Below are 21,969 nucleotides of genomic sequence, written 5' to 3'. Positions count from 1 at the left end.
TATTTGCCCCCTCAAATTGATTTTGCTATGAAAAACCTACTTATTTTTAAAAACCTTTGTGCCGTATTCGTATTGATGCTTGTTTTAGTATCCTGTGAGCCTAACGAAGATGCTGTTGCCGAAACTGAAATTACCGCAACTAATGCGATGGCTACTATTACTCCAGAAGATCTGGAGGGAGAATGGATACTTTCGGCAATGGAAACTGATACCGTTGTAGATCTTAACAGCGATGGTGTGTTTAATTCTAATATTTTGTTGGAAACCGACTGTTTCGTAGATATGGGCGTTGTTTTTTACGCCGGTGGCGATATGACTACTACCAACTCTAAACTAGATTTTAAAGCCGGAACAAATAATAATGATTTTGAATGCCTGTCGGGAAGAACAGATGCCGGGCTCTGGGATGTTGAAAACCAAAATGATGAGGAAAGGTTAATTATAACCATGACGATTAATGGCGAAACCTATACTCATAAACGTGTGTTGGAAAGAACCCCAGATACTTTTGCTTTTAAAGTAAACAGGTTAGAATCTGAAGAGTATTTAAATGGCAGCCCCGATGGAACAGATGCCGAAGAGGTTACCGTTTTATCTTTAGAATACACCAGGGTGAATTAACCTACCCAAACTTTTTAGTGTTAGATAGAAAAACCTCGCAGCTTTGGTTGCGAGGTTTTTTGTTTTGCTAATTGTTTAGATGATTATATCTCCGAAGAACTTTCGGAGCAAGCTCTGAAACAAGTTCAGGATGACGTAGTAAAAAGTTTTTAAATTTTTATTCTAATGCGCTTCCAGCCAGTTATTGCCTTCTCCTAATTCTACATCTAAAGGAACTTCCAGTTTGTAAGCGTTTTCCATTTCGTACTGGATCATTTTCTTCACTTCTTCAACTTCATCTTTATGGGCATCAAAAACCAATTCATCGTGTACCTGAAGTAACATTTTGGTCTTAAACTTTCCTTCAGATAATTTCCTGTAAATATTAATCATCGCTAACTTAATAATATCTGCTGCGCTTCCCTGTATAGGTGCGTTTACCGCATTTCTTTCTGCGGCGCCACGCACCACTGCATTTTGTGAATTGATGTCTTTCAAATATCGCCTTCTGCCTAAAATAGTTTGCACATAACCGTTCTCCCTGGCAAAGGCTACCTGATCGGCAATGTAGCCGGTTAGTTTAGGGTAGGTTTTATAATAGGTGTCAATAAGTTCTTTTGCTTCCGCTCGAGATAAATTGGTCTGATTACTCAATCCAAAGGCCGAAACGCCATAAATAATTCCGAAATTCACCGTTTTAGCGTTGCTCCTTTGCTCACGGGTTACTTCATCTATATTCACATTAAAAACCTGGGCTGCGGTAGAAGCGTGAATATCCTTGCCATTCTTGAAGGCTTTCATCATATTATCTTCCTGACTAAGCGCCGCGATAATTCGTAATTCAATTTGAGAATAATCGGCAGCAAGTAAAATATGATTTTCGTCCCGCGGAACAAAAGCTTTTCTCACCTGGCGACCACGCTCAGTTCTTATCGGAATATTTTGAAGGTTAGGATTGTTGGAACTCAATCTTCCCGTAGCTGCAATAGTTTGCACGTAATCGGTATGAATTCTTCCGGTTGCTTTTTGTACCTGATTTGGTAGAGAATCTACATAAGTATTTTGCAATTTTACCAAAGCGCGATACATTAATACGTCTTCTACGATCTTGTGTTCTTTTACCAGATAAGAAAGTACATCTTCACTGGTAGAATATTGTCCCGTTTTGGTCTTTTTTGGCTTTTTAACCAATTCCATTTTTTCAAAAAGGATAAGTCCTAATTGTTTTGGAGAGCTGATTTTAAATTCTTCTCCCGCTTCCTTATAAATGCTTTGCTCCAAATCTTTAATGTCACTATCCAGTGCATCAGAAAGGGATTTCAGGAAATTTTCGTCTAATTTTATGCCTTCCAGTTCCATTGCGGCAAGCACTCTAACCAACGGAATTTCAATTTCATCAAAAAGCTTTCGGGTTTCTGCTTCCTTTAATTCCTGCTCAAAGAATTTTTTAAGCTGAAGGGTAACATCGGCATCTTCTACACCGTATTCGGTTTGCTCTTCAACCGGAACATCCCGCATCGACTTTTGATTCTTTCCTTTTTTTCCTATTAATTCTGAAATAGGCTGCGGACTATAATTTAAATAAGTCTCGGCAAGTATATCCATATTATGGCGCATATCTGGATTAATCAGGTAATGCGCGATCATGGTATCGAAAAGCTTTCCTTTAATTTCGATATTATATTTTGCTAAAACCTTGATGTCATATTTAAGGTTTTGCCCGATTTTTTCAATCTTTTCATCCTCAAAAAAGGGCCTTAATTCTTCAATAAGTTCCTGTACTTTTTCACGTTCTTCGGGGAAAGGAAGGTAAAAACCTTTGCCGGTTTCCCAGGAGAAAGCGATCCCAACCAACTCAGCTTCCAAAGCATTTAAGCTGGTGGTTTCGGTATCCACGCAAACACTGCTTTGCTTCATTAAATTCTGAAGAAACATTTGCCTCGCCATTTTTGTATTCAGGGACTGGTAAACGTGAGCGGTATCTTTTAAGGATTTTCTTCCGCCAGAACTGGCTTCAATTTTTTCTGAATCATCTCCGGAAAACAGTGAGAATTGACCTTCCCCGGCTGTTTGAGAAGCTTTTTTGGCAGTTGGAGAATTGGTGACCTGGGTTTGCTGTTTTTCTTCCTCACCGCTAAATAGCTTTATAAATTGATCTTTAAGTCTTCTAAATTCAAGCTCATCAAATATCTCCTGAACTTTATCGGCATCAGGTTGGGAAAGTTCATAATCTTCAGCGTGAAATTTCACATCACAATCGGTAAGAATGGCGGCAAGTTTTTTAGAAAGAATACCCTGCTCCGCGTGACTTTCTACTTTTTCTTTCATCTTTCCTTTTAACTGGTCAGTATTTGCCAGCAGCTCTTCCATACTTCCAAATTGCTTTAGGAATTTTTTAGCAGTTTTCTCGCCTACTCCCGGAAGTCCGGGAATATTATCTACGGCGTCGCCCATCATTCCAAGAAAATCGATTACCTGCGCGGGACGTTCCACTCCAAATTTCTTTTGAACTTCGGGAATACCCCAAATTTCAATACCGTTACCCATTCTTGCCGGACGGTACATAAAGATATTTTCGGTTACCAATTGAGCAAAATCTTTATCTGGAGTCACCATAAAAACCTGGTAGTTTTCTTTTTCAGCTTGTTGTGCGAGCGTTCCAATAATATCATCGGCTTCACAGCCGGGTAACACCACCACTGGGATGTGCATGGCATTTAAAATATCCTGGATAATAGGAATTGCCTCTTTTATGGGCTCTGGAGTGGCATCTCGATTGGCTTTATATTCGGTAAACATTTCTGTTCTTACCTTGCTACCTTCCTTATCAAAACAAACGGCAAGATGATCTGGTTTTTCGCGCCTAATTACATCAAAAAGTGAGTTGGTGAAACCCATTATTGCCGAGGTGTCAAAACCTTTGGAGTTTATCCTGGGATTTTTAATAAAAGCATAATAACCACGAAATATAAGTGCGTAAGCGTCCAGTAAAAATAAGCGTTTTTGAGCTGCCATCTATGTTTTTTAAAGTCTATAAAACTACAAAACTTATAGCTACATTTAAAATGCAAGTTGTAATTTTCGGAAGTAAAAAAGGACTGTAAAAATGTTTTTGATTTTTCAGTAAAATAAAAATTTCAGAGTTAACACAGAAGAAGGTGAAAAAAATAGCATTGGCAATTCACGGCGGCGCAGGTACTTTATTAAAAGGAATGATGACTGCGGAAAAAGAGGTTTCCTATAAAAAAACATTGGAAGCAGCGATCACCGCTGGATACAATATTCTTGAACATAACGGAAATTCGGTAGATGCAGTTGTTGAAGCTTTAAAATTGCTGGAAGATTCTCCTCTTTTTAATGCTGGAAAAGGCAGTGTTTTTACAAACGCTGGTACGCACGAAATGGACGCGGCGATAATGAATGGTGGCAATCTTGAAGCTGGGGCGGTTTCTTTAATTAGCGGAATTAAAAATCCGGTGTTGCTGGCCAAAGATATTATGGAAAAAAGTGAACACGTCTTCCTTGCTGGAACCGGTGCCATGGATTATGCTGAATTATTAGGCTATAAATTGGAGCCTGAAGATTATTTTTATGATGAATTTAGGTTTCAGCAATGGCAGGAAATTAAGAATTCTGGGAATTTTCAATTAGACCACAGTGTAAAAAAAGATTCCAAATTCGGAACGGTGGGTGCCGTGGCCTGCGATTTTGAAGGCAATCTTGCCGCAGCAACTTCTACCGGGGGAATGACCAACAAAAAATTTGGCAGAATTGGTGATAGCTCGATGATTGGTGCAGGAACTTACGCCAACAATAAAACCTGTGCTGTTTCCTGTACCGGTAGCGGCGAATTCTTTATTCGCGCTGTGGTAGCCTACGATGTTTCCTGCCTTATGGAATTTAAAGGTTTAAGCCTAAAAGAAGCTACAGAAGAAGTAGTACAAAACCGACTTTTATCCATCGGTGGCGATGGGGGTTTAATTGCCATAGATGCTGAAGGAAATATTGCCATGCCTTTTAATACTGAAGGAATGTACCGTGCCAGTATAGACACACAAGGGAATAAAAACATAGCAATTTATAAGTAAACAACTTCGGGGGCAAGCCTTCTTCAATCTCAATTATCGAGAAAATGACTGCATTTTTCCTGCAAGATTTTTAAACCCATTTAGGTAAGAACAATAAAATGCAAAAAATTTAAAATCCATTTGTATTTTCTTAAATGAAAAAGGCCACGAATACACCAATTAAAAATATTCGTGTATTCGCGGCAATTTTTTTAACTAAAAAAAATTATTCAATAAAACTCTTAGAAGAAGCCATCACCCTAATTTCCCGTTCTTTTAGATAATAACTATCTCCATCTGAAAGTACGTGGGTAATAAGGTTCGTCATAGTTAAGGGGGTTCCTTCTTTAAGCCTTGCGAAGTTATTGTGTTTCAGTTTTCCGGGATCAAAAACAATCACCATTCCCGAACCAATAATGTCGCATTCGTTTCCATTTTTAATAACAATGCCGGTGTCTTCCGCCAGTCCAAAACCAATAAGTTCGGGGAATCTGGCTACAGCTTCAGATAATCTTCCAAAGCGTCCGCGTTGTATAAAGTGAGTGTCTATAATAAGTTGAGGAATAAGGTTAAGTCCCTCCCGCAATTTAATCGCGCCTTTAATAAAAGATTCTTTACTGCTACCGCCGGTTATCATTTCTTTAGACATACACATAGCGCCAGCACTGGTTCCTGCCAGTACAAAGTTTTCTTCGTGGTAACGTTTTGTAAGTAAATCGTGAAAAAGGGTTCCTTTAATATTTCTGGTGATTTTATATTGATTTCCGCCAGAAAACATCACACAATCTGCTTCTTTCAGCAAGTTTAAATTTTCTTCAGAATTTGCTTCTTCTTTTGAGCCTATATAAAGGTGGGATACATTATTACAGCCCAACCTTTCAAAAGCATCCAGATAGCTTTGTCCTACTTCTTCAGGTATGCCAGAAGCTGTAGTGATTATGAGTATTCGTGAGCTATTTCCGCCACTTTCGTAAACTACACGAGAGAGAATTCCCTGGCTTATGTAATCCAGTCTAAATCGGTCTGCTCTATGGAAGCCTTTATCTTCATTTCCGCCAATGGGTATTAAAGTTCCTTTAATCATATTCAGTTTATAATTAGCCGTAAAAGTAACTTATATATGTCCGGCTTCAAATATTACGTACATTTAAATGCGGCTAAGAACAGGGCGCCAAAAAGATAATAACAGAAGGAATTTTATGAAGATACGGGAGATAAATGCCATGCGAGGTCCTAATTACTGGTCGGTTAGGCGACATAAATTAATAGTAATGGTCCTGGATCTTGAAGATATGGAACAGAAGCCTACCAATAAGGTGCCTGGTTTTAATGAACGAATCAAGGCAATGTTTCCCAGTATGTATGAGCATAGATGTTCTGAAGGATGCCCAGGAGGGTTTTTTATGCGGGTAGATGATGGTACCTGGATGGGGCACGTTATTGAACATATTGCCTTAGAAATTCAAACCCTTGCAGGAATGGATGTGGGGTTTGGAAGAACACGGGGTTATGGCGAAGATGGCGTTTACAATGTGGTTTTTAATTATTTAGAAGAAAATGCGGGAAGATTTGCTGCTGAAAGTGCGGTACGAATTTGCGAAGCTCTTATAGCAGGAACTGACTACAACCTGGAAGCCGATTTGCAGGAAATGCGAGAACTTAGAGAATCTGAAAGACTTGGGCCAAGTACAGGTTCTATAGTAGAGGAAGCGGCCAGCCGTGGTATTCCGTGGATTAGATTAAACCAATATTCTTTATGCCAGTTGGGTTATGGTGCAAATCAGAAAAAAATTCACGCTACCGTAACTAGCCAAACCAGTAGTATAGGCGTAGAATTGGCTTGTGATAAAGAGGATACTAAATATCTATTGGAACAGGCCGAGGTGTTGGTTCCTAAAGGAAGGATTATACGTACCGAAAGAGAACTTAAAAAAGCGATAAAAGAGATAGGCTTTCCGGTGGTTACCAAACCTATAGATGGCAATCACGGTCGTGGAATTAGCGTTGATATTAATACAATAGAAGCTGCTGTAATAGGTTTTAAAGCGGCTAAAAAAGTTTCAAGTTCAGTAATCGTAGAGAGTTTTATTATTGGTGATGATTATAGGTTGTTAGTAATAAACCACAAACTGGTAGCGGCGGCAAAACGTACTCCAGCCCATGTAATTGGTGATGGGAAATCCAGTATTCAGGAATTAATAGATGAAGTGAATAGCGATCCCAGGAGAGGTTATGGGCACGAGAAAGTGCTTACCATGATTACGGTAAACGATCTTACCAAAAGTATTATCCAATCTTATGGGTATACCCTGGAAACGGTAGTGAAAAAAGGAGAACAGGTTATTTTAAAAGATACCGCTAATTTAAGTACTGGTGGAACTTCAGAAGATGTTACCGATATGGTGCATCCCGCCAATATTTTTATGGCTGAAAGAATTTCAAAAATAATAGACCTGGATATTTGCGGAATCGACCTGATGACTACCGATATTAGCAAACCTCTGGAAGAAACCAATGGTGCGGTAATAGAAGTAAATGCGGGCCCTGGTTTTAGAATGCACCTTGCACCTTCAAATGGAATTCCAAGAAATGTGGCGGCAAACGTAGTGGATATGCTTTTTCCTCCGGGAACAAGTGCCAGAATTCCTATAATAGCAGTAACCGGTACCAACGGCAAAACCACTACCACCAGGCTTATTGCCCATATGCTTAAGATGAAAGGTCACCGTGTGGGATACACCACCAGTGATGGCGTGTATATTCAAAACCGAATGTTGATGAAGGGCGATTGCACGGGGCCATCCAGTGCAGAGTTTGTATTGCGGGATCCTACGGTAGATTATGCTGTACTGGAATGTGCTCGTGGCGGACTTTTAAGAGCCGGACTCGGATTTCATAAATGTGACGTGGGGATTGTAACCAACGTTACAGGAGATCATCTTGGGCTAAAAGGAATACACAGTATTGAACAGTTAGCTCGAGTTAAGGGAGTGCTTCCGGAAACGGTAGTGAAAGAAGGATATGCCATATTGAATGCTGACGATGAGCTGGTATTTAATATGAGTAAAAGTGTAGAAAGCAATGTGGCCCTGTTTTCTATGGATGAAAATAACATCCATATAAAAGCGATGGCTGCAAAAGGTGGGTTGTCTGCTATTTATGAAAATGGCTATATCACTATTTGCAAGGGCGATTGGAAATTAAGGATTATAAAAGCGGTAAATGTGCCATTAACTTACGGTGGCAAAGCTGCTTTTATGATCCAGAATGTTTTGCCGGCGGTACTTACTGCTTATGTAAGAGGTTTTAGTATTGAAGACATTAAAGTCTCTTTAGAAACTTTTATACCCTCTCCCGGGCAAACTCCGGGAAGGCTCAATTTATTTGAATTTGAAGACTTCCAGGTTTTAATAGATTATGCCCATAACCCTGCAGGTTTGAGAGCTTTAAAAGATATGGTAGCGAAAATGGAAGCCAAAACTAAAGTAGGGATAATTGCCGGGGTGGGAGACAGGCGCGACCAGGATACCCGGGAGATTGGAAGTATTGCTGCTGAAATGTTTGATGAAATTATAATTAGGCAGGATAAGAATTTAAGGGGCAAACAGGCTGATGAGATTATAAAAATACTGAAAGACGGGATTCAGGAGAATAATCCCAAAAAGAAAATAAGTGTCATATCTTCGGAAAAAGAAGCCATCACCCATGCCATTAATCAGGCAAAAGAAGGCAGCCTAATAGTAATGTGCAGCGATATGGTTTTAGAAACGCTTGATCTTGTGATGAAGTTAAAAGAAAAAGAGGCCAGTAAATTATATGGTCTTTAATCCTTGTATTTGCTTTTCGAAAGAACATTACTTTGTAGCCTAATCTGAAATGCTGTTTTTAAACACTTTGATATTTTGTTAGTTGAAAATCGGCTTTTTTTAACGGTCAATTTTTCATCTAAATAGTTATCAATAGGAAATTCTTTGTTCTATTTATAGATAAGATTTACTGGGTGTATTTGTGTTTTTTCTATCCTGGAATTTAACATACGAAAAGCCTTCGTGAATGCAATAAGAACCTATCTCTCCGTTTTTGCTTAACGCTATAAATGCCGCCTGAAAATCTTTGTAATTGGGGTTTTGTTTAATAATTCTTTGCACGGCGATTTCACAAGCTTCCTGTGGACTTTTCCCCTGCCGCATTAATTCAACAATAAGAAAACTTCCCACACTTTTCATAATTACTTCTCCCATTCCCGTGGCAACTGCACCACCAATTTCGTTGTCCAGGTACAAGCCTGCGCCAATTATTGGAGAATCCCCTATACGGCCGTTCATTTTATAGGCCAGGCCAGAAGTAGTACAGGCCCCGGCAATATCACCCTTGTCGTCAAGGCAAAGCATCCCTATGGTATCATGGTTTTCAATATTAATAATGGGTTTGTATTCTTTATCTTTAAGCCATTCTTTCCAGGCTTTTTCCGATTCTTTAGTAAATAGATTTTTTTGTTGAAATCCTTGTTGAATAGCAAATTGTAAAGCGCCTTCTCCTGCCAGCATTACGTGCGGAGTTTCTTCCATAACTTTTCTAGCGACTGAAACCGGGTGTTCAATTTCTTTTAAATAGACTACACTGCCGCAGTCTCCCGAAGGTGCCATAATACACGCGTCTAAAGTTACATTGCCATCACGGTCTGGTGCGCCGCCATTTCCAACCGTAGTATTTTTAAGATTGGCTTCTTCAATTCTAACACCTTGTTCTACGGCATCTAAAGCTGAAGTTCCTTTATATAGAAGTTCCCCTGCAGTTTTACTGGCTTCGTGAAAATTCCAGGTGGCAATACAAATAGGTGTAGGTTTTTTCTCTTTTCTAAATGTTGCGGCGTTTAAATTTAGGCTTCCCGGCAACAGCCCGGCGCCTGCTCCCGCAATTCCGGCAGCTTTTATAAAATTTCTTCGTTTCATATACAATTTGATTTCAATTGAAAAAAGCTCTGAAAAATACTTCTTATTGCCGGTATAGTCAAATTTTATAGCTGAACAACGTTTCTGGCACTATTTAGGAGTATAATTCCCGGGTTTTTGTGTCTATCACAGGCGTTAAATTAAACCTAAACGAAATTTATAAAGTAATGATTAAAAGTATATTCGCAAAAATTTAAGATTGCTCATGCGCTGGATTATATTCATAGTTTTTTTCCTCTTTATTGAGATTTATGCCTATCAGGCTTTAAAAACATTAACCCGAAATAACTGGGTAATAATTTTATATTTTGTTATCACGGCTGCGGTTTTGGGAAATTTCCTATATCAGTGGCTTGCACCGGTAGAAGGAAGTGTACTCACCGGGGCAAGAGGATATGCCTTTGGTTTTCTACTTTCGGTATTGCTATTTAAACTTATTCTTACCTTAATTATGTTTGGGGAAGATATTTTTAGAATGGGTGTAGGGGGATATGAAAAATTATCTTCTTCTAAAGGAAATTTCTCCCTGCCATCACGTAGAAAATTTTTGAGTCAGTTGGCTATGGGACTCGCGGCAATTCCTTTGGCGTCGGTTTTATATGGAATGTACCAGGGAAAGTATAATTTTAAAGTTTTACGTTATACTCTTTATTTTGAAGATTTACCAGATGCTTTTGATGGTTACCGATTAAGCCAGATTAGCGATGTTCACAGTGGCAGTTTTGACAATGAAAACAAGATTAAATACGGCGTAGATCTACTCAACGAACAGGAAAGCGATATGGTGGTTTTTACGGGTGATCTCGTGAATAATGAAGCTTCAGAAATGGAGCCTTGGAAAGAAATGTTCGGACAAATTAAGGCGAAAGACGGGGTTTATTCCATCCTCGGAAATCACGATTACGGCGATTATAAAAATTGGAATTCTTCTGAAGAGAAAAAACAAAACCTGGATACTTTAAAAGAAACCCACGCCAAAATGGGCTGGCAGCTTTTGCTTAATGAACACAAATTTATTGAGCGAAATGGTGAGAAAATTGCTTTGGTGGGCGTTGAAAACTGGGGTGCCGGCGGATTTAAAAAAGAAGGCGATCTCGATAAAGCAGGAGCGGGCTTAAGCGAAAAAGATTTTAAAGTTTTATTGAGTCACGATCCTTCTTACTGGCAGGAGAAAATTAAAAACGACAAAAAAAATTATCATTTAACACTTAGCGGGCATACCCACGGAATGCAGTTTGGGATTGAAATTCCCGGCTGGTTTAAATGGAGCCCTGTACAATATCGTTACCAAAACTGGGCAGGAATATATGAGGAATTTGGGCGTTATATTAACGTAAACCGCGGATTTGGGTATTTGGCTTTTCCCGGTCGTGTGGGAATTTGGCCCGAAATAAGTGTAATTGAACTCAAAAAAGGCTCAAAACCTGCATAATCTGGAGAATTTGCTATATTTGATTAGTGATTTATCCGGAAAAAATATGAAGTGCTTTTCCCATCTTAAATCTCACTTAGTGAGTCTAATTAAAAGAAAAACTACATGTCAAAATTTGGAGAATTAATAGATCTTAATATTCCGGTATTGTTAGATTTTTATACCGAATGGAATGAAGATTCTAAGGCTATGAGCCCGGTTTTACGGGAAGTTGCCGCTTCTATGGGCAATAAGGCAAAAGTGATAAAAATTGATGTAGATAAAAATGCTCAACTTGCCGAAGCTCTTCGGGTTAAAGCGCTACCAACGTTAATGATCTATAAATCGGGGGAGATGAAATGGCGGCAAACCGGGGAACAAGATGCTGCAACGCTGGTAGGTATTCTTAAAGAATACGTTTAAATTGATTTAAAGCTGAACCCTTTTTCAGCATAATATTCCAAAACTTTAGGTAGTGTATATTGCAAATTTTTAAAGGCTTTTTGGCTATCATGAAAAACCACCGTGCTTCCTTCAGAAGCATTCTGGATTACATTTTTAAAACATTTTTCTTTAGAAATTCGGTTTTCAAAATCTCCACTTAAAACATCCCACATCACAATTTTATAATTCAGCTTTACAAGTTCTGTAGCCTGGGAATTCTTGATTTTCCCATAGGGCGGGCGGAAGAGTTTTTGCGTTGAAGTTTCGGGTTGCGAGTTTCGGGTTGCGAGTTTCGCGTTTTCCTGCGTTTCTCCTTTTGATTCTTGTGGCTGATTTTTATAATTTCTTCCCTCTTCTCTTTTTTTTCTCTTCTTTCTATGTTCTAAAAATATTTCCTCCGTCTTATGTACATTTTTCACATATGCCTCGGTTTTGGTTTTCCAGCCGTTTAAATGATTAAAAGTATGGTTCCCAATGCTATGTTCTTCTTGTATTAATTGTTGAAATACTTCAGGGTTTTTCTTTATGTTGTCCCCTATGCAAAAGAAAGTCGCTTTTGCATTATACTGCTTTAATTGCTCTAAAACCCAGGGAGTGATTTCTGGAATTGGACCATCATCAAAAGTGAGATAAATACTTTTTTTATCCTTAAGCCGTGTAATTCGGTTAGGATACAGTTTCCTTAAAATGGAAGGATATTTTATAAAAAACGGATTCATATTAGAAAAGTGGTTCAAAGAAAAGTTGATTCCCATTGCGACCTGAAATCCCAATTCTTGCCGCGCGGTATTTTAATAAGAAGTAAGCCTACAAGGTTTCTATACCTTGCAGGTTTACTTTAAATTTCAATTAATCTTCTACCGCAGAATCTATTCGGAGGGAATTATTACCCTGGTTCAATTCGGGGTTCAAGCCTTCCTGAATAGCACTTTCCTGTGGGTCTTGCGGATCTATTTCTTCTTCCTCTCCATAAAAATGGCGGAACATTTCGAGGTGTTTATTAAATTCATCGGCTTTTTCTTCGAGGATTTCTTCATCCTGGTGAACCACCAATAAATCTACCAGCGCACGGTAACGCTCAATATCTGATACAATTTCATTGAAATTGCGATACTGCCTATCTATATCCCAGCTGCTGTAATATTTAAGGTTTTCCTGGTAATTTTTAGCAATTTTCTCCCAAATTTCTCTTGCCTTTTCGGGTTCGCCAACTTCATAATAACCGCTTACATAAGGCTCTAATAAGGCGTAATATTTAAAATGTTCTACCGGCATATGCTCCATTGCAAGATCCAGCACTTTTTTGGCTCGTGTTGTGTCCTGTTCGTTTAACAGGTTTTCTACCAACCTGGCAAGATTGCTCCTGTAGGTAATGGAATTTCTTCGTGTTTCAGTATCGTGATAAATATCGTCTGATCCCATATTACCCCAATCCCAGTTCATTACAATATCATACATCTTATCGGTATTGATGCGTCCCATATCGTAAGGGTTTCTTTTATCTATTGGCGTTTTAATAGGAACAAGTTTATACGCAACTCCTTCAAGCTGAAGATATTCTTTCATCCAAAGATAATCTTCGTCGTTAAAGCTTCCGCCAGAAAAATAAATTGGTCTTTCCCAATTATTATTGGCAATAATATCCAGCATGAGTAAAGTATTCTTGTAAATGGCCTGCGACTCTATATTAATTACAATTTCATCTACAATTTGATCGGCAAAACGTTCTTCTACGATGCCGTTCTTTAAAACAGTTTCTTTATCTACCGGCACACGAATGTTTTTGCTAGGGAAAGTATTTATTGTTTGGCCACTTTGTAATTCGGCTTTGGTTCTGGCGTCATCGTTTTGAATATAATTCAACCAGGTTTTAATAGGAATGGTATCCTTAGTCACTTCTTTAGCAAAAACCACATCGTTAACCCCGTTGTAATCTTCATTTTCAAACTGGGAAGGGATAGGATCGCTTTCAAATGCCTTGCGCTTCATCTGGTCTATATACCAATCGGTAGCAAAGAGGCTTGTGTTTACCACTCTCACATCAGTGCGGTAGCGTTCAATTTGCTGCACATACCAGAGCGCAAAAGTATCATTATCTCCAATGGTAAAAATAATACCGTTTTCATCTACAGAATCCAGGTACATTTTGGCCATAGTAAGGGTAGTATCTCTCCCGCTACGATCGTGATCGTTCCAGTTTTCTGAAGCTAAAAGTACAGGAACCGCTAAAATTGAGGCGGCAATTACTATTGGCGCTGCAAGTTTTGGTTTCAGGAATTTTTTGGCCCAGTCAAAAAGGGCGTAAGCCCCGAAGCCAATCCAGATTGCAAAAACGTAAAACGATCCAACTAGGGCATAGTCACGTTCCCGCGGTTCAAAAGGTCTTTCATTTAAATATATTTTTAGCGCAATTCCCGTAAAAAGGAAAAACACCAGCAAGACCCAAAAATTATTTTTATCTCGTTTAAATTGAAAAACAAGACCTATTAATCCTAAGATTAGTGGAAGAAAATAATAGGTATTTCGGGCTTTGTTGTTTTTCATATCACTGGGAAGATTTTCTTGCGGGCCAACATGCATCTCGTCTATAAAATCTATGCCGCTAATCCAGTTACCGTGCATATCGGTGTATTTTCCCTGGATATCATCCTGCCTCCCAACAAAATTCCACATAAAATAGCGCCAGTACATATAGCCAATCTGGTATTCTAATAAGTACCCGATATTTGAAGCGAAGGAAGGTTTTTCAATATTTAAATAATCGCCAAATTGCCTTAAGAAATTATGATAATCGTTATTATCCAGTTCTCCCTGCGCAAAACGGTTTTGAAATTCATTTACCGCGCTTACCAGCCTTTCTTCACCCTGGTATTCCGGTTTTATAGTAAAATCTAAGGGACCGGTAAAATCCATATAATTGGCTGCGTGCTGCGAACTCCACATCCTGGGAAGAATTGCTTTGTGTGAATCGTCCAGGTTTTGTTTAGCATTTTTATAATGGTTTACAATAATGTATTCCCCGGCTTCTTCATCTTTTTCATACTTGGGTTTAGCATCGGTATAAGGATTGTCTTCATCTAAACCAGCGTACATTTCAGAAAACTGCGGGCCATAAAACAAATGGGTTTCCCCGTATTGTTCACGGTTGTAATAGGCTAATAATTCTCGTGCATTATCGGGACTGTTTTCATTAATAACAGTAGGTGCGTTGGATCTAATTGGAAGCATTACCCAGCTTGAAAAACCAATGAGGATAAAGAGTATACAAAGGAATAAAGTGTTTAGCTGAAAATAATTTTTCTTTCGGGTATAATTAATTCCGAAGTAAAAAGCCGCTACTATCACTAACAGGGCGATTATCGTTCCGGTATTAAAAGGAAGCCCCAGCGAATTGGTAAAGAATAATTCTGAAGCAGCAAAGAACGTAAGGGTGTAGGGTAGAAGCAACTTAAAAATAAACATCAATACGGCTACTACCACAATATTGGCGATCACAAAATTCTTTACCGTAACCTTTTTATAATTTTTAAAGAAATATAAAAATCCGATGGCAGGAATGGTAAGCAGTCCCAAAAAGTGAACTCCAAAAGATAAACCTACAACCAGGGAAATTAAAATAAGCCAACGATTTCCGCGGGGTTTAAACATATCACGTTCCCACAGCAAACCTAAATAGAACATAAGAGCCATTAGGCAGGCGGCCATTGCATAAACCTCGGCCTCTACGGCACTAAACCAAAAACTATCGGTAAAAGTAAAGGCTAAAGACCCTACCAGGGCACTACCTAACACAGCCATTTTATTGGCGGGTTTAAGTTTCTCTACAGGGCCGGCAACTTTTAAAACCAATAAGCTAATAGACCAGAACATAAATAAAACAGCAAAAGCGCTGGCTGCTCCAGACATGAAGTTTATCGCAAGGGCAACATCAGAATCGCCTGGCGCAAAAGTAGAAAAGAAGGCACCCAGCATTTGATAGAAAGGTGCTCCCGGTGGGTGGCCTACTTCAAGATTTGCTGAGGTTGCAATGTATTCCCCGGCATCCCAAAAACTTGCGGTGGGTTCTAAAGTGAGGGTGTAAGTGGTGAGCGCAATTACAAATACTAGCCATCCTAATATTTTATTCCACTTCCTGAAGCTAAAATCTGTCATTATTGAGTAAAGTTGAGTCTTATGTGGCGAATTTAATAATAAAATTGTGAATGCTTTAGTAACGGACTTTAAAACGAAATATTTTCTGAAAAGACTGAAAATTAAGCTGTTTTAAGCCTGTTGTTTTTATGGAACATAATCCCGGAATATCCTTCTCAAAAAATAGGATTATTTTTTTGCAGAAAAAGTTTGTGTAATAGAAACTTTGTTTTAAATTTGCATCCGAATTACAGCAATGGCCTATGGTGTAACTGGCAACACGTCTGTTTTTGGTACAGAAGAGTCTAGGTTCGAGCCCTAGTAGGCCAACAAAATTAACCGAATTCTAAAAAGAGTTCGGTTTTTTTGTGTTTGGAAAAGTCTAAAAACTAAACCCAATTCCAATTTGTAGTTGCGAGGTGTATTCCCTAGTATTTAAAGGTGTTTTACTGTCAAAATAATAATCATAGATCGTAAAAACCTTAAACCATTCTGACAGTGGAATATCTAAACGAAATTGCTCCAATATCCTGTAATCTTCCAGGTCTTTGTAAAGCGGCTGGTAATAAACCGTGTTTGTGATAGAAAAATTCTTTGATTTTGAAAGGTAAGAAAGTGAAAGATACGTACTATTTCTATGGTTGTATTCTGTAGTCCCGGCCCTGTCGCTATATTCTACTTCATACAAATAGCTATTGCCAAGGTAACCCGAAAAGTTTTCGCGGTTTATCCATTTTATTCTTAAACCTGCGCCTACAAGATTTCTTTGCTCTACCACGAGTAATTGGTTGTATTGTCCCTGCAAAAAAGCTTCGAATCGTAATAATTGGTTGAATTTATAATTAAATCTTGTATGCAGAAACCAGGAGTTTTGCAAATTTCCTTCATCAGCATCTATTAACCGGTAGTTTCCCAACAAGAGATAAGTTTTTTTAAAATCTTTAGATTTTAGCTGCGTGGTTAGCGTTCCGTTTATTTGGTTTACCGAAACGCCATCGTTGTTGGAGTGATTAAAGGCAAAATCGGCGTTTAATACAAATCTGGTAGAATCGGTTTGCAAACGTTTGGTTTCAATATTCACCAGTTGAGCCTGCCCCAGGAAGGGAATAAGCAGAAATAGCAAAAAGAATCTCCAGATCATTTAATTTTTTTTAAAAAGCAAAGATAGAAGTTGTATATCCGTATAGTGTCCTAATTATAAAGTTTAGCTTTATATGTCACGTCGAGCGCAGTCGAGACGTTTTTGTTAAACCTTTCGACTGCGCTCAAGGTGACAAAAACAAACTTAGGATTGTTTACGGACAATCATATAGAAAGTATTGAAAGTCTTCTACAAAAACCAATTTTGTTCTTTTTATTATTCTGAAATTAAAACTCTCTTTACATAGTAATTCATTAAACACTTTGTAATTTAGTTTCCATAAATACCTAACCTATAAATTGTGGCTTTAGAATTTTTTAAAGAGAACGAGCAAATATTCAATACTTTATTCGAAGCGGCTTCAGAAGGAGTTATCGTGGTAGACAGCCAACAAGTAATAGTTACGGCCAATAAAGCTGCCTTAATTATGTTTGGTTATGAAAAGGAAGAACTTTTAGGTGAACATCTCAACATTTTAATCCCTGTACGCTATAAAGCTAATCACCATGAGCATTTTGACAAGTTTATGAAAGATAGTGAGAAAAGGCAAATGGGCCATGGTAGGGATTTGTTTGGGGTAAAAAAAGACGGAACCCAATTTCCGGTAGAAGCGGGGTTAAATCCGTTTAAGGTAGATGGGGAGTGTTTTGTGATGTCTTTAGTTGTAGATATTACGGTTAGAAAAATAAATCAGCAACGCATTAGGGAACTTAATGTAGAGCTGGAAGACAAAATTAAAATACGAACCCGGGAACTAAGACATACGGTAGATGACCTTGAAAAGGAAATCACAAAGCGAAAGGAAGCCGAAAAACGTATTAAACTCGCACTAAAACAGGAAAAAGAACTCAATGAGTTAAAAACAAAATTTCTTTCCCTGGTGAGTCACGAATTTAAAACTCCCCTAAGCGGAATCCTGACTTCGGCTACTTTAGCCGAAAAATACACACAAGCGGAGCAACAGGAAAAAAGGACAAAACACCTTACTACAATAAAAAATAAGGTACATTATTTAAATAATATTTTGAATGATTTTCTCTCGTTAGAACGCCTGGAATCTGGAAACGTGAATTACAAATACACAGCTTTTAGCCTAAATAAACTGGTAAACGAAGTTATTTATAATGCCAATGTTACTTTAAAATATGGGCAGGAGATAGAATATGATAGTGAGATGGAAGATGTAACCCTGTACCAGGATGAAAAAATCCTGGAACTTATTCTTTCAAACTTAATAGGAAATTCTATTAAATACTCGCCGGAAGATTCCACGATCTATTTCCGAATATTTCCTACTAAAGAAAAAATTATCTTTGAAGTTGAAGATGAAGGAATGGGAATTCCGCAGAAAGATCAAAAACATATTTTTGAACGTTATTTTAGGGCCGAGAATGCTTTGCTGAACCAGGGGACAGGCATAGGACTTAATATAGTTAAAGTTCATCTTGAAAATATGGGAGGCAGAATTAAATTTGAAAGTGTAGAAAATAAAGGCACTAAATTTACCGTAACATTACCTAACCAAAATAGATAACCGCTTATGTTACTTGAGCGTACTTTGAAAATAGTTTAAGATGAAGAAAATACTTTTAATTGAAGACGATGTAACCGTTAGGGAGAATACTGCAGAATTGCTGGAACTCTCAAATTATGAAGTAGTAACCGCACCCGATGGAAGGAAAGGTGTAGATAAAGCAAAAGAAGAAATTCCCGATATTATTGTGTGCGATATCATGATGCCAGAGTTGGATGGCTATGATGTGCTTACCCGCCTTTCAGAAGATTCACAAACCAAAGGGATTCCTTTTATTTTCCTTTCGGCCAAAACCGAGCATAAAGATGTAAGAAGAGGGATGGATCTTGGCGCCGACGATTATTTAACCAAACCTTTTGAAGAAGAAGACCTTTTAAGCGCCATAGAAAGCAGGCTGGCAAAAGTAGAGATTTTACAGGCCCAGGAAAATAATAACGGGGAGGCTGTTCAAAACCTATCGGCTTTTCGTGAAATGATGAGAAACCGGGATCAAATTAGTTTTAAGGCGGGTGAGAATATTTATGAAGAAGGCAAATCTTCCCTGCATTTTTATATGGTAGAACGCGGGGTTGTTAAGGCGCACAAATATGATAGTCGCGGTAAAGAAATGATTACCGAACTATACAAAGAAGGTGATTTCTTCGGAAATCTTAGCTTCAATAAGAATTCAGCTTATGGTGAATATGCTACCGCTTTAGAAGACAGTGTGCTTTACGTGGTTTCTAAAGATGAATTAAGGGAAATTCTTAAGAGTAACAGCAATATTAGTATGGAATTGCTGCAGGAAATGGGCGATCATCTTATGGGTGTAAAAGAGCAACTTATGGAAATTGCCTATGCTTCAGTAAGAAGAAAAACAGCCCGAACTATTTTACTTTTTGCTCATAAAATTAAGAAAAACCCATTACACAGTATTAGAATTTCTCGGGCAGACTTGGCAGGAGTCGCTGGTATAGCTTCAGAAACGCTAATAAGAACTCTTTCCGATTTTAAAAAAGAAGGACTTATTGAAATTGAAGGCAGAAATGTGAAGCTTTTAGATGCAGAAAAACTAGAGGCAATTAGTTAATTTTTACAGAACTGACCGGAATCATATTTAGGATTGATCTTTCACGCTATTTTTGGCCAAAATTAGTGCTGAAAGGTCAAGCCTATGAATATTTTAATACTTACAGATTTTTCTCCCCAGGCTTATAATGCTGCACGCTATGCCTTGAATTCAAATTCAGGCTCATCAAAATTTTATGTGCTTCATGCTTCTTCTACCGGCGAAGCTTCGCAGATAGATGAGGCGCTTTTAGATTTTGTTGCCAGGCTTAAAAAAGAGCCGGCAGCAAATGGACATTCATTTTCTACCCTTCCTTTTTCCGATAATCTTATAAACGCAACCCGAAAAGCGGTAACCGAAAAGCGGATAGACCTAATTGTAATGGGGGCATCAGGAAAGAACACTTCTAATTTTCAAGGCTTAGGCGGTAATACCTGTAATGTGGTAAAGAAAGTAAAATGTCCGGTATTGGTTGTGCCTAATTGTGATTTTAAGCAATGGGAAAACTTATATCTTCCATTAGATTTACGTTTTCCGGTCCATACTGAGGCTTTACAGTTATTGCAAAAGTTATCGGTATCAAAAGATGTGACCTTAGATGTGTGGGAATTTAATTATAATAAGGCTGGAACACAAATAGAAGATTTTAAACTCCCTAATTATAAACTTGTAAGAAAAACGCTGAAAGAAGAGTCAGATTTCTTCGGGAAATTTTGGCCAGAGGCAAATATAAAGGCCAATGTTATTGTGTTTTTTGCGCGCCAACTTCATATTACAGAAAAGCTTTTAAACAGGCTTTCAGCTACCGAAACCCGGAAACAAAATCTTCCGGTTCTTATACTTCACGGTTAAATTTCTAAAATTAGGTTAAAGTTTTCTGTTAGGCTATTAAAGTTAGCCCTTTAGCGGCTTGCTGCTTTGCTAATTATAGTAGAAAACCTTATGTTTATAGTTCAAGCAAAATGGGGTGTCTGAAAGATTTTATTGCCGTCAAGCTGAACTTGTTTCAGCTTCTAACATGTTTAGAACAATAACAACTTAGATTCTGAAATATCCCGACGTTTCGGGGCAGAATGATGTTTTTATTTTTTCAGCCTGTCTCTTTTGTTTACAATAAAATAATAAAATTCTTAAAAAAGAAATTATGACTAAAGACGAAGTATTAAATAGACTTAAAGATGGTAACGGCCGTTTTACTGCGGATAAAAAAGAAGGAAAGTTACAGGATAAATCTCGCCGGGAAGAATTAACCAAAGGCCAGGAGCCTTATGCAATTGTTTTAAGCTGTGCCGATAGCCGTGTAGTACCAGAACTTGCTTTTGATACCGGCCTGGGTGAATTATTTACCGTGCGTGTAGCCGGAAATATAGCCAATAGTTCTTCTATTGCGAGTATGGAATATGCAGTTGCTAATCTTGGAACCGAAATTATTGTAGTAATGGGTCACGAAAGTTGTGGAGCTGTAACTGCGGCAATGAGTGGGGGAGACAATGGTTACAACTTAAACCACCTTGTTTCTCACATTGCTCCGGCAATCGCTGCTTCAGCCAAAGATGCACCGGTGAATGATGTAGTGAAGAAAAATGCACAGCTGACGGCTGAAGAGCTTAAAACGCGTTCTACCATCATTAAAGATGCTGCAGATAGCGGAAAAGTGAAAATCGTACCGGCTTATTATAATTTAGACTCCGGGAAAGTAGATTTTCTATAATATATCCGAGAAGTGAAATTTTAAATAGGCTGTCTAAAAAGTTTTTTAAACCGTCATTCTGATTTCTATTCAGAATCTAAGTTGTTTGGAATCGAAACATCTTAGAATCTGAAACCAGTTCAGCTTGACGAAATTAGGCCTTTTTAGACAGCTTATTTATTTATTCTTTTCTCTCTCCTGAAACATCTTTAAATATAAATGTGAAGACATCTTCCTGGCGTTATTTTTTGCCCGGTTGGCGAGTTCACCTTCATATAATTCGTCTATAGTTTCAAACCATAAGTTTAGCCAAATCCCAAAATGATAATTGGAAATCGCCTGGTTGTTTTCCTGGTCTACTTTTACGTGAACTTTTTGGGGATTGCCTTTGTAGGTTGCTTTAAAAAAGAGGTTGCTTTCCCAGAAATCGGTTAACTTCTCAAAATGTGCATCCCAGTCTTCTATTACCTCATTGAAAAAATGACCAATTTCAGGATTTTGCCTTACTTTTTTATAAAATCCGGTAACCAGTAGAAAAACATCTTCCCGGGTTTTAATATCATTTTTCATAAAGTGGTTTTAGAAAATATTTATAAGAATAAAGATAGAGGATATGGCAAGGCTTAGCAAAAGTGAGTTAAATACAATTTTTGATTTAAACTGCGCTAAAATTACGGTATTGAAGCCCATACAAACCACAACCACTATAAAAAGCTGAAGCATATCTACAAATGTATGCCCATTCATTAAAATTAGCATTGCAGCCACAGATCCTAAACAACTAGAGGCGATAATACCAATGGCAGAATACCCCATACTCATTTCTTCAAAATCGGCCAGTAAATTTTTGTAAAGTTTCATAGTTTTTAATTTTTAATGAGATGTAAAATTAAGGCTGAAGAGGCTGGCGTCTTATGAGTACAATCATAATTCAATAAAAAAGCCTGGAGA

General features: G+C 38.0%; 17 protein-coding genes and 1 tRNA gene. 10 read left to right on the top strand and 8 right to left on the bottom strand.

Annotated elements, in window-relative coordinates:
* The first annotated feature begins 27 nt into the window (after positions 1-27).
* Positions 28-621 carry a hypothetical protein gene (locus B5488_RS10030; protein WP_079735136.1) on the top strand — a complete coding sequence of 198 codons (594 nt, stop codon included), beginning with the start codon at positions 28-30 and terminating at the stop codon, positions 619-621.
* Positions 622-783: 162 nt separating this feature from the next.
* Here B5488_RS10030 and polA read toward each other — a convergent pair whose 3' ends face one another.
* Positions 784-3,615, bottom strand: a complete 2,832-nt coding sequence (polA, locus tag B5488_RS10025; protein ID WP_079735135.1) for a DNA polymerase I — start codon at positions 3,613-3,615, stop codon at positions 784-786.
* A 143-nt stretch (positions 3,616-3,758) separates the two neighbouring features.
* Between polA and B5488_RS10020 the strand changes: the two genes are divergently transcribed.
* Positions 3,759-4,688 carry an isoaspartyl peptidase/L-asparaginase family protein gene (locus tag B5488_RS10020; RefSeq protein WP_079735134.1) on the top strand — a complete coding sequence of 310 codons (930 nt, stop codon included), beginning with the start codon at positions 3,759-3,761 and terminating at the stop codon, positions 4,686-4,688.
* Between the two features lie 205 nt (positions 4,689-4,893).
* On the opposite strand, the gene B5488_RS10015 is transcribed toward B5488_RS10020, so the two are convergent.
* Entirely contained in the window at positions 4,894-5,751 is an 858-nt protein-coding gene (locus tag B5488_RS10015) for a cyanophycinase (protein ID WP_079735133.1), read from the bottom strand.
* 115 nt (positions 5,752-5,866) lie between these two features.
* On the opposite strand from B5488_RS10015, the gene cphA reads away from it, so the two are divergent.
* A complete protein-coding gene (cphA, locus tag B5488_RS10010) occupies positions 5,867-8,494 on the top strand; it encodes a cyanophycin synthetase (RefSeq protein ID WP_079736578.1) in 2,628 nt (875 codons plus the stop codon).
* 153 nt (positions 8,495-8,647) lie between these two features.
* On the opposite strand, the gene B5488_RS10005 is transcribed toward cphA, so the two are convergent.
* Positions 8,648-9,619 (bottom strand): N(4)-(beta-N-acetylglucosaminyl)-L-asparaginase, encoded by a 972-nt coding sequence (locus tag B5488_RS10005; protein WP_079735132.1) that lies wholly within the window; start codon positions 9,617-9,619, stop codon positions 8,648-8,650.
* 205 nt (positions 9,620-9,824) lie between these two features.
* Here B5488_RS10005 and B5488_RS10000 point away from each other — a divergent pair, with 205 nt between their 5' ends.
* Entirely contained in the window at positions 9,825-11,051 is a 1,227-nt protein-coding gene (locus B5488_RS10000) for a metallophosphoesterase (protein WP_079735131.1), read from the top strand.
* Positions 11,052-11,156: 105 nt separating this feature from the next.
* On the top strand, positions 11,157-11,453 hold the full coding sequence (locus B5488_RS09995) for a thioredoxin family protein (RefSeq protein ID WP_079735130.1): 297 nt from the start codon (positions 11,157-11,159) through the stop codon (positions 11,451-11,453).
* Here B5488_RS09995 and B5488_RS09990 read toward each other — a convergent pair.
* The gene (locus B5488_RS09990) at positions 11,450-12,247 is read right to left on the bottom strand and encodes a polysaccharide deacetylase family protein (protein WP_231919723.1); all 798 of its coding nucleotides are present in this window, start codon (positions 12,245-12,247) and stop codon (positions 11,450-11,452) included. The two genes, B5488_RS09995 and B5488_RS09990, sit on opposite strands and share 4 nt — an antisense overlap.
* Before the next feature lie 76 nt (positions 12,248-12,323).
* Positions 12,324-15,626, bottom strand: a complete 3,303-nt coding sequence (locus B5488_RS09985) for a DUF2723 domain-containing protein (protein ID WP_079735129.1) — start codon at positions 15,624-15,626, stop codon at positions 12,324-12,326.
* Positions 15,627-15,862: 236 nt separating this feature from the next.
* On the opposite strand from B5488_RS09985, the gene B5488_RS09980 reads away from it, so the two are divergent.
* A tRNA-Gln gene (locus tag B5488_RS09980) sits at positions 15,863-15,935 on the top strand.
* Positions 15,936-15,987: 52 nt separating this feature from the next.
* On the opposite strand, the gene B5488_RS09975 is transcribed toward B5488_RS09980, so the two are convergent.
* Complete coding sequence (locus B5488_RS09975) at positions 15,988-16,746, bottom strand: DUF481 domain-containing protein (RefSeq protein ID WP_079735128.1); 759 nt, start codon at positions 16,744-16,746, stop codon at positions 15,988-15,990.
* Positions 16,747-17,047: 301 nt separating this feature from the next.
* Here B5488_RS09975 and B5488_RS09970 point away from each other — a divergent pair, with 301 nt between their 5' ends.
* The 4 genes from B5488_RS09970 (at position 17,048) to B5488_RS09955 (ending at position 21,039) form a co-directional block, all read left to right on the top strand.
* Positions 17,048-18,280, top strand: a complete 1,233-nt coding sequence (locus B5488_RS09970) for a PAS domain-containing sensor histidine kinase (RefSeq protein ID WP_079735127.1) — start codon at positions 17,048-17,050, stop codon at positions 18,278-18,280.
* A gap of 40 nt (positions 18,281-18,320) precedes the next feature.
* Positions 18,321-19,349, top strand: a complete 1,029-nt coding sequence (locus tag B5488_RS09965) for a response regulator (protein ID WP_079735126.1) — start codon at positions 18,321-18,323, stop codon at positions 19,347-19,349.
* Between the two features lie 84 nt (positions 19,350-19,433).
* Positions 19,434-20,180 carry a universal stress protein gene (locus B5488_RS09960; RefSeq protein WP_079735125.1) on the top strand — a complete coding sequence of 249 codons (747 nt, stop codon included), beginning with the start codon at positions 19,434-19,436 and terminating at the stop codon, positions 20,178-20,180.
* 292 nt (positions 20,181-20,472) lie between these two features.
* Complete coding sequence (locus B5488_RS09955; RefSeq protein WP_079735124.1) at positions 20,473-21,039, top strand: carbonic anhydrase; 567 nt, start codon at positions 20,473-20,475, stop codon at positions 21,037-21,039.
* A gap of 156 nt (positions 21,040-21,195) precedes the next feature.
* On the opposite strand, the gene B5488_RS09950 is transcribed toward B5488_RS09955, so the two are convergent.
* Together B5488_RS09950 and B5488_RS09945 are read right to left on the bottom strand one after the other, a co-directional pair.
* Complete coding sequence (locus B5488_RS09950) at positions 21,196-21,588, bottom strand: group III truncated hemoglobin (RefSeq protein ID WP_079735123.1); 393 nt, start codon at positions 21,586-21,588, stop codon at positions 21,196-21,198.
* A gap of 9 nt (positions 21,589-21,597) precedes the next feature.
* Complete coding sequence (locus B5488_RS09945) at positions 21,598-21,879, bottom strand: hypothetical protein (RefSeq protein WP_079735122.1); 282 nt, start codon at positions 21,877-21,879, stop codon at positions 21,598-21,600.
* Positions 21,880-21,969: the final 90 nt, after the last annotated feature.

Source organism: Salegentibacter salegens (genome assembly GCF_900142975.1).
GTDB lineage: Bacteria > Bacteroidota > Bacteroidia > Flavobacteriales > Flavobacteriaceae > Salegentibacter > Salegentibacter salegens.
This window is presented reverse-complemented; position numbering and strand designations above follow the sequence as displayed.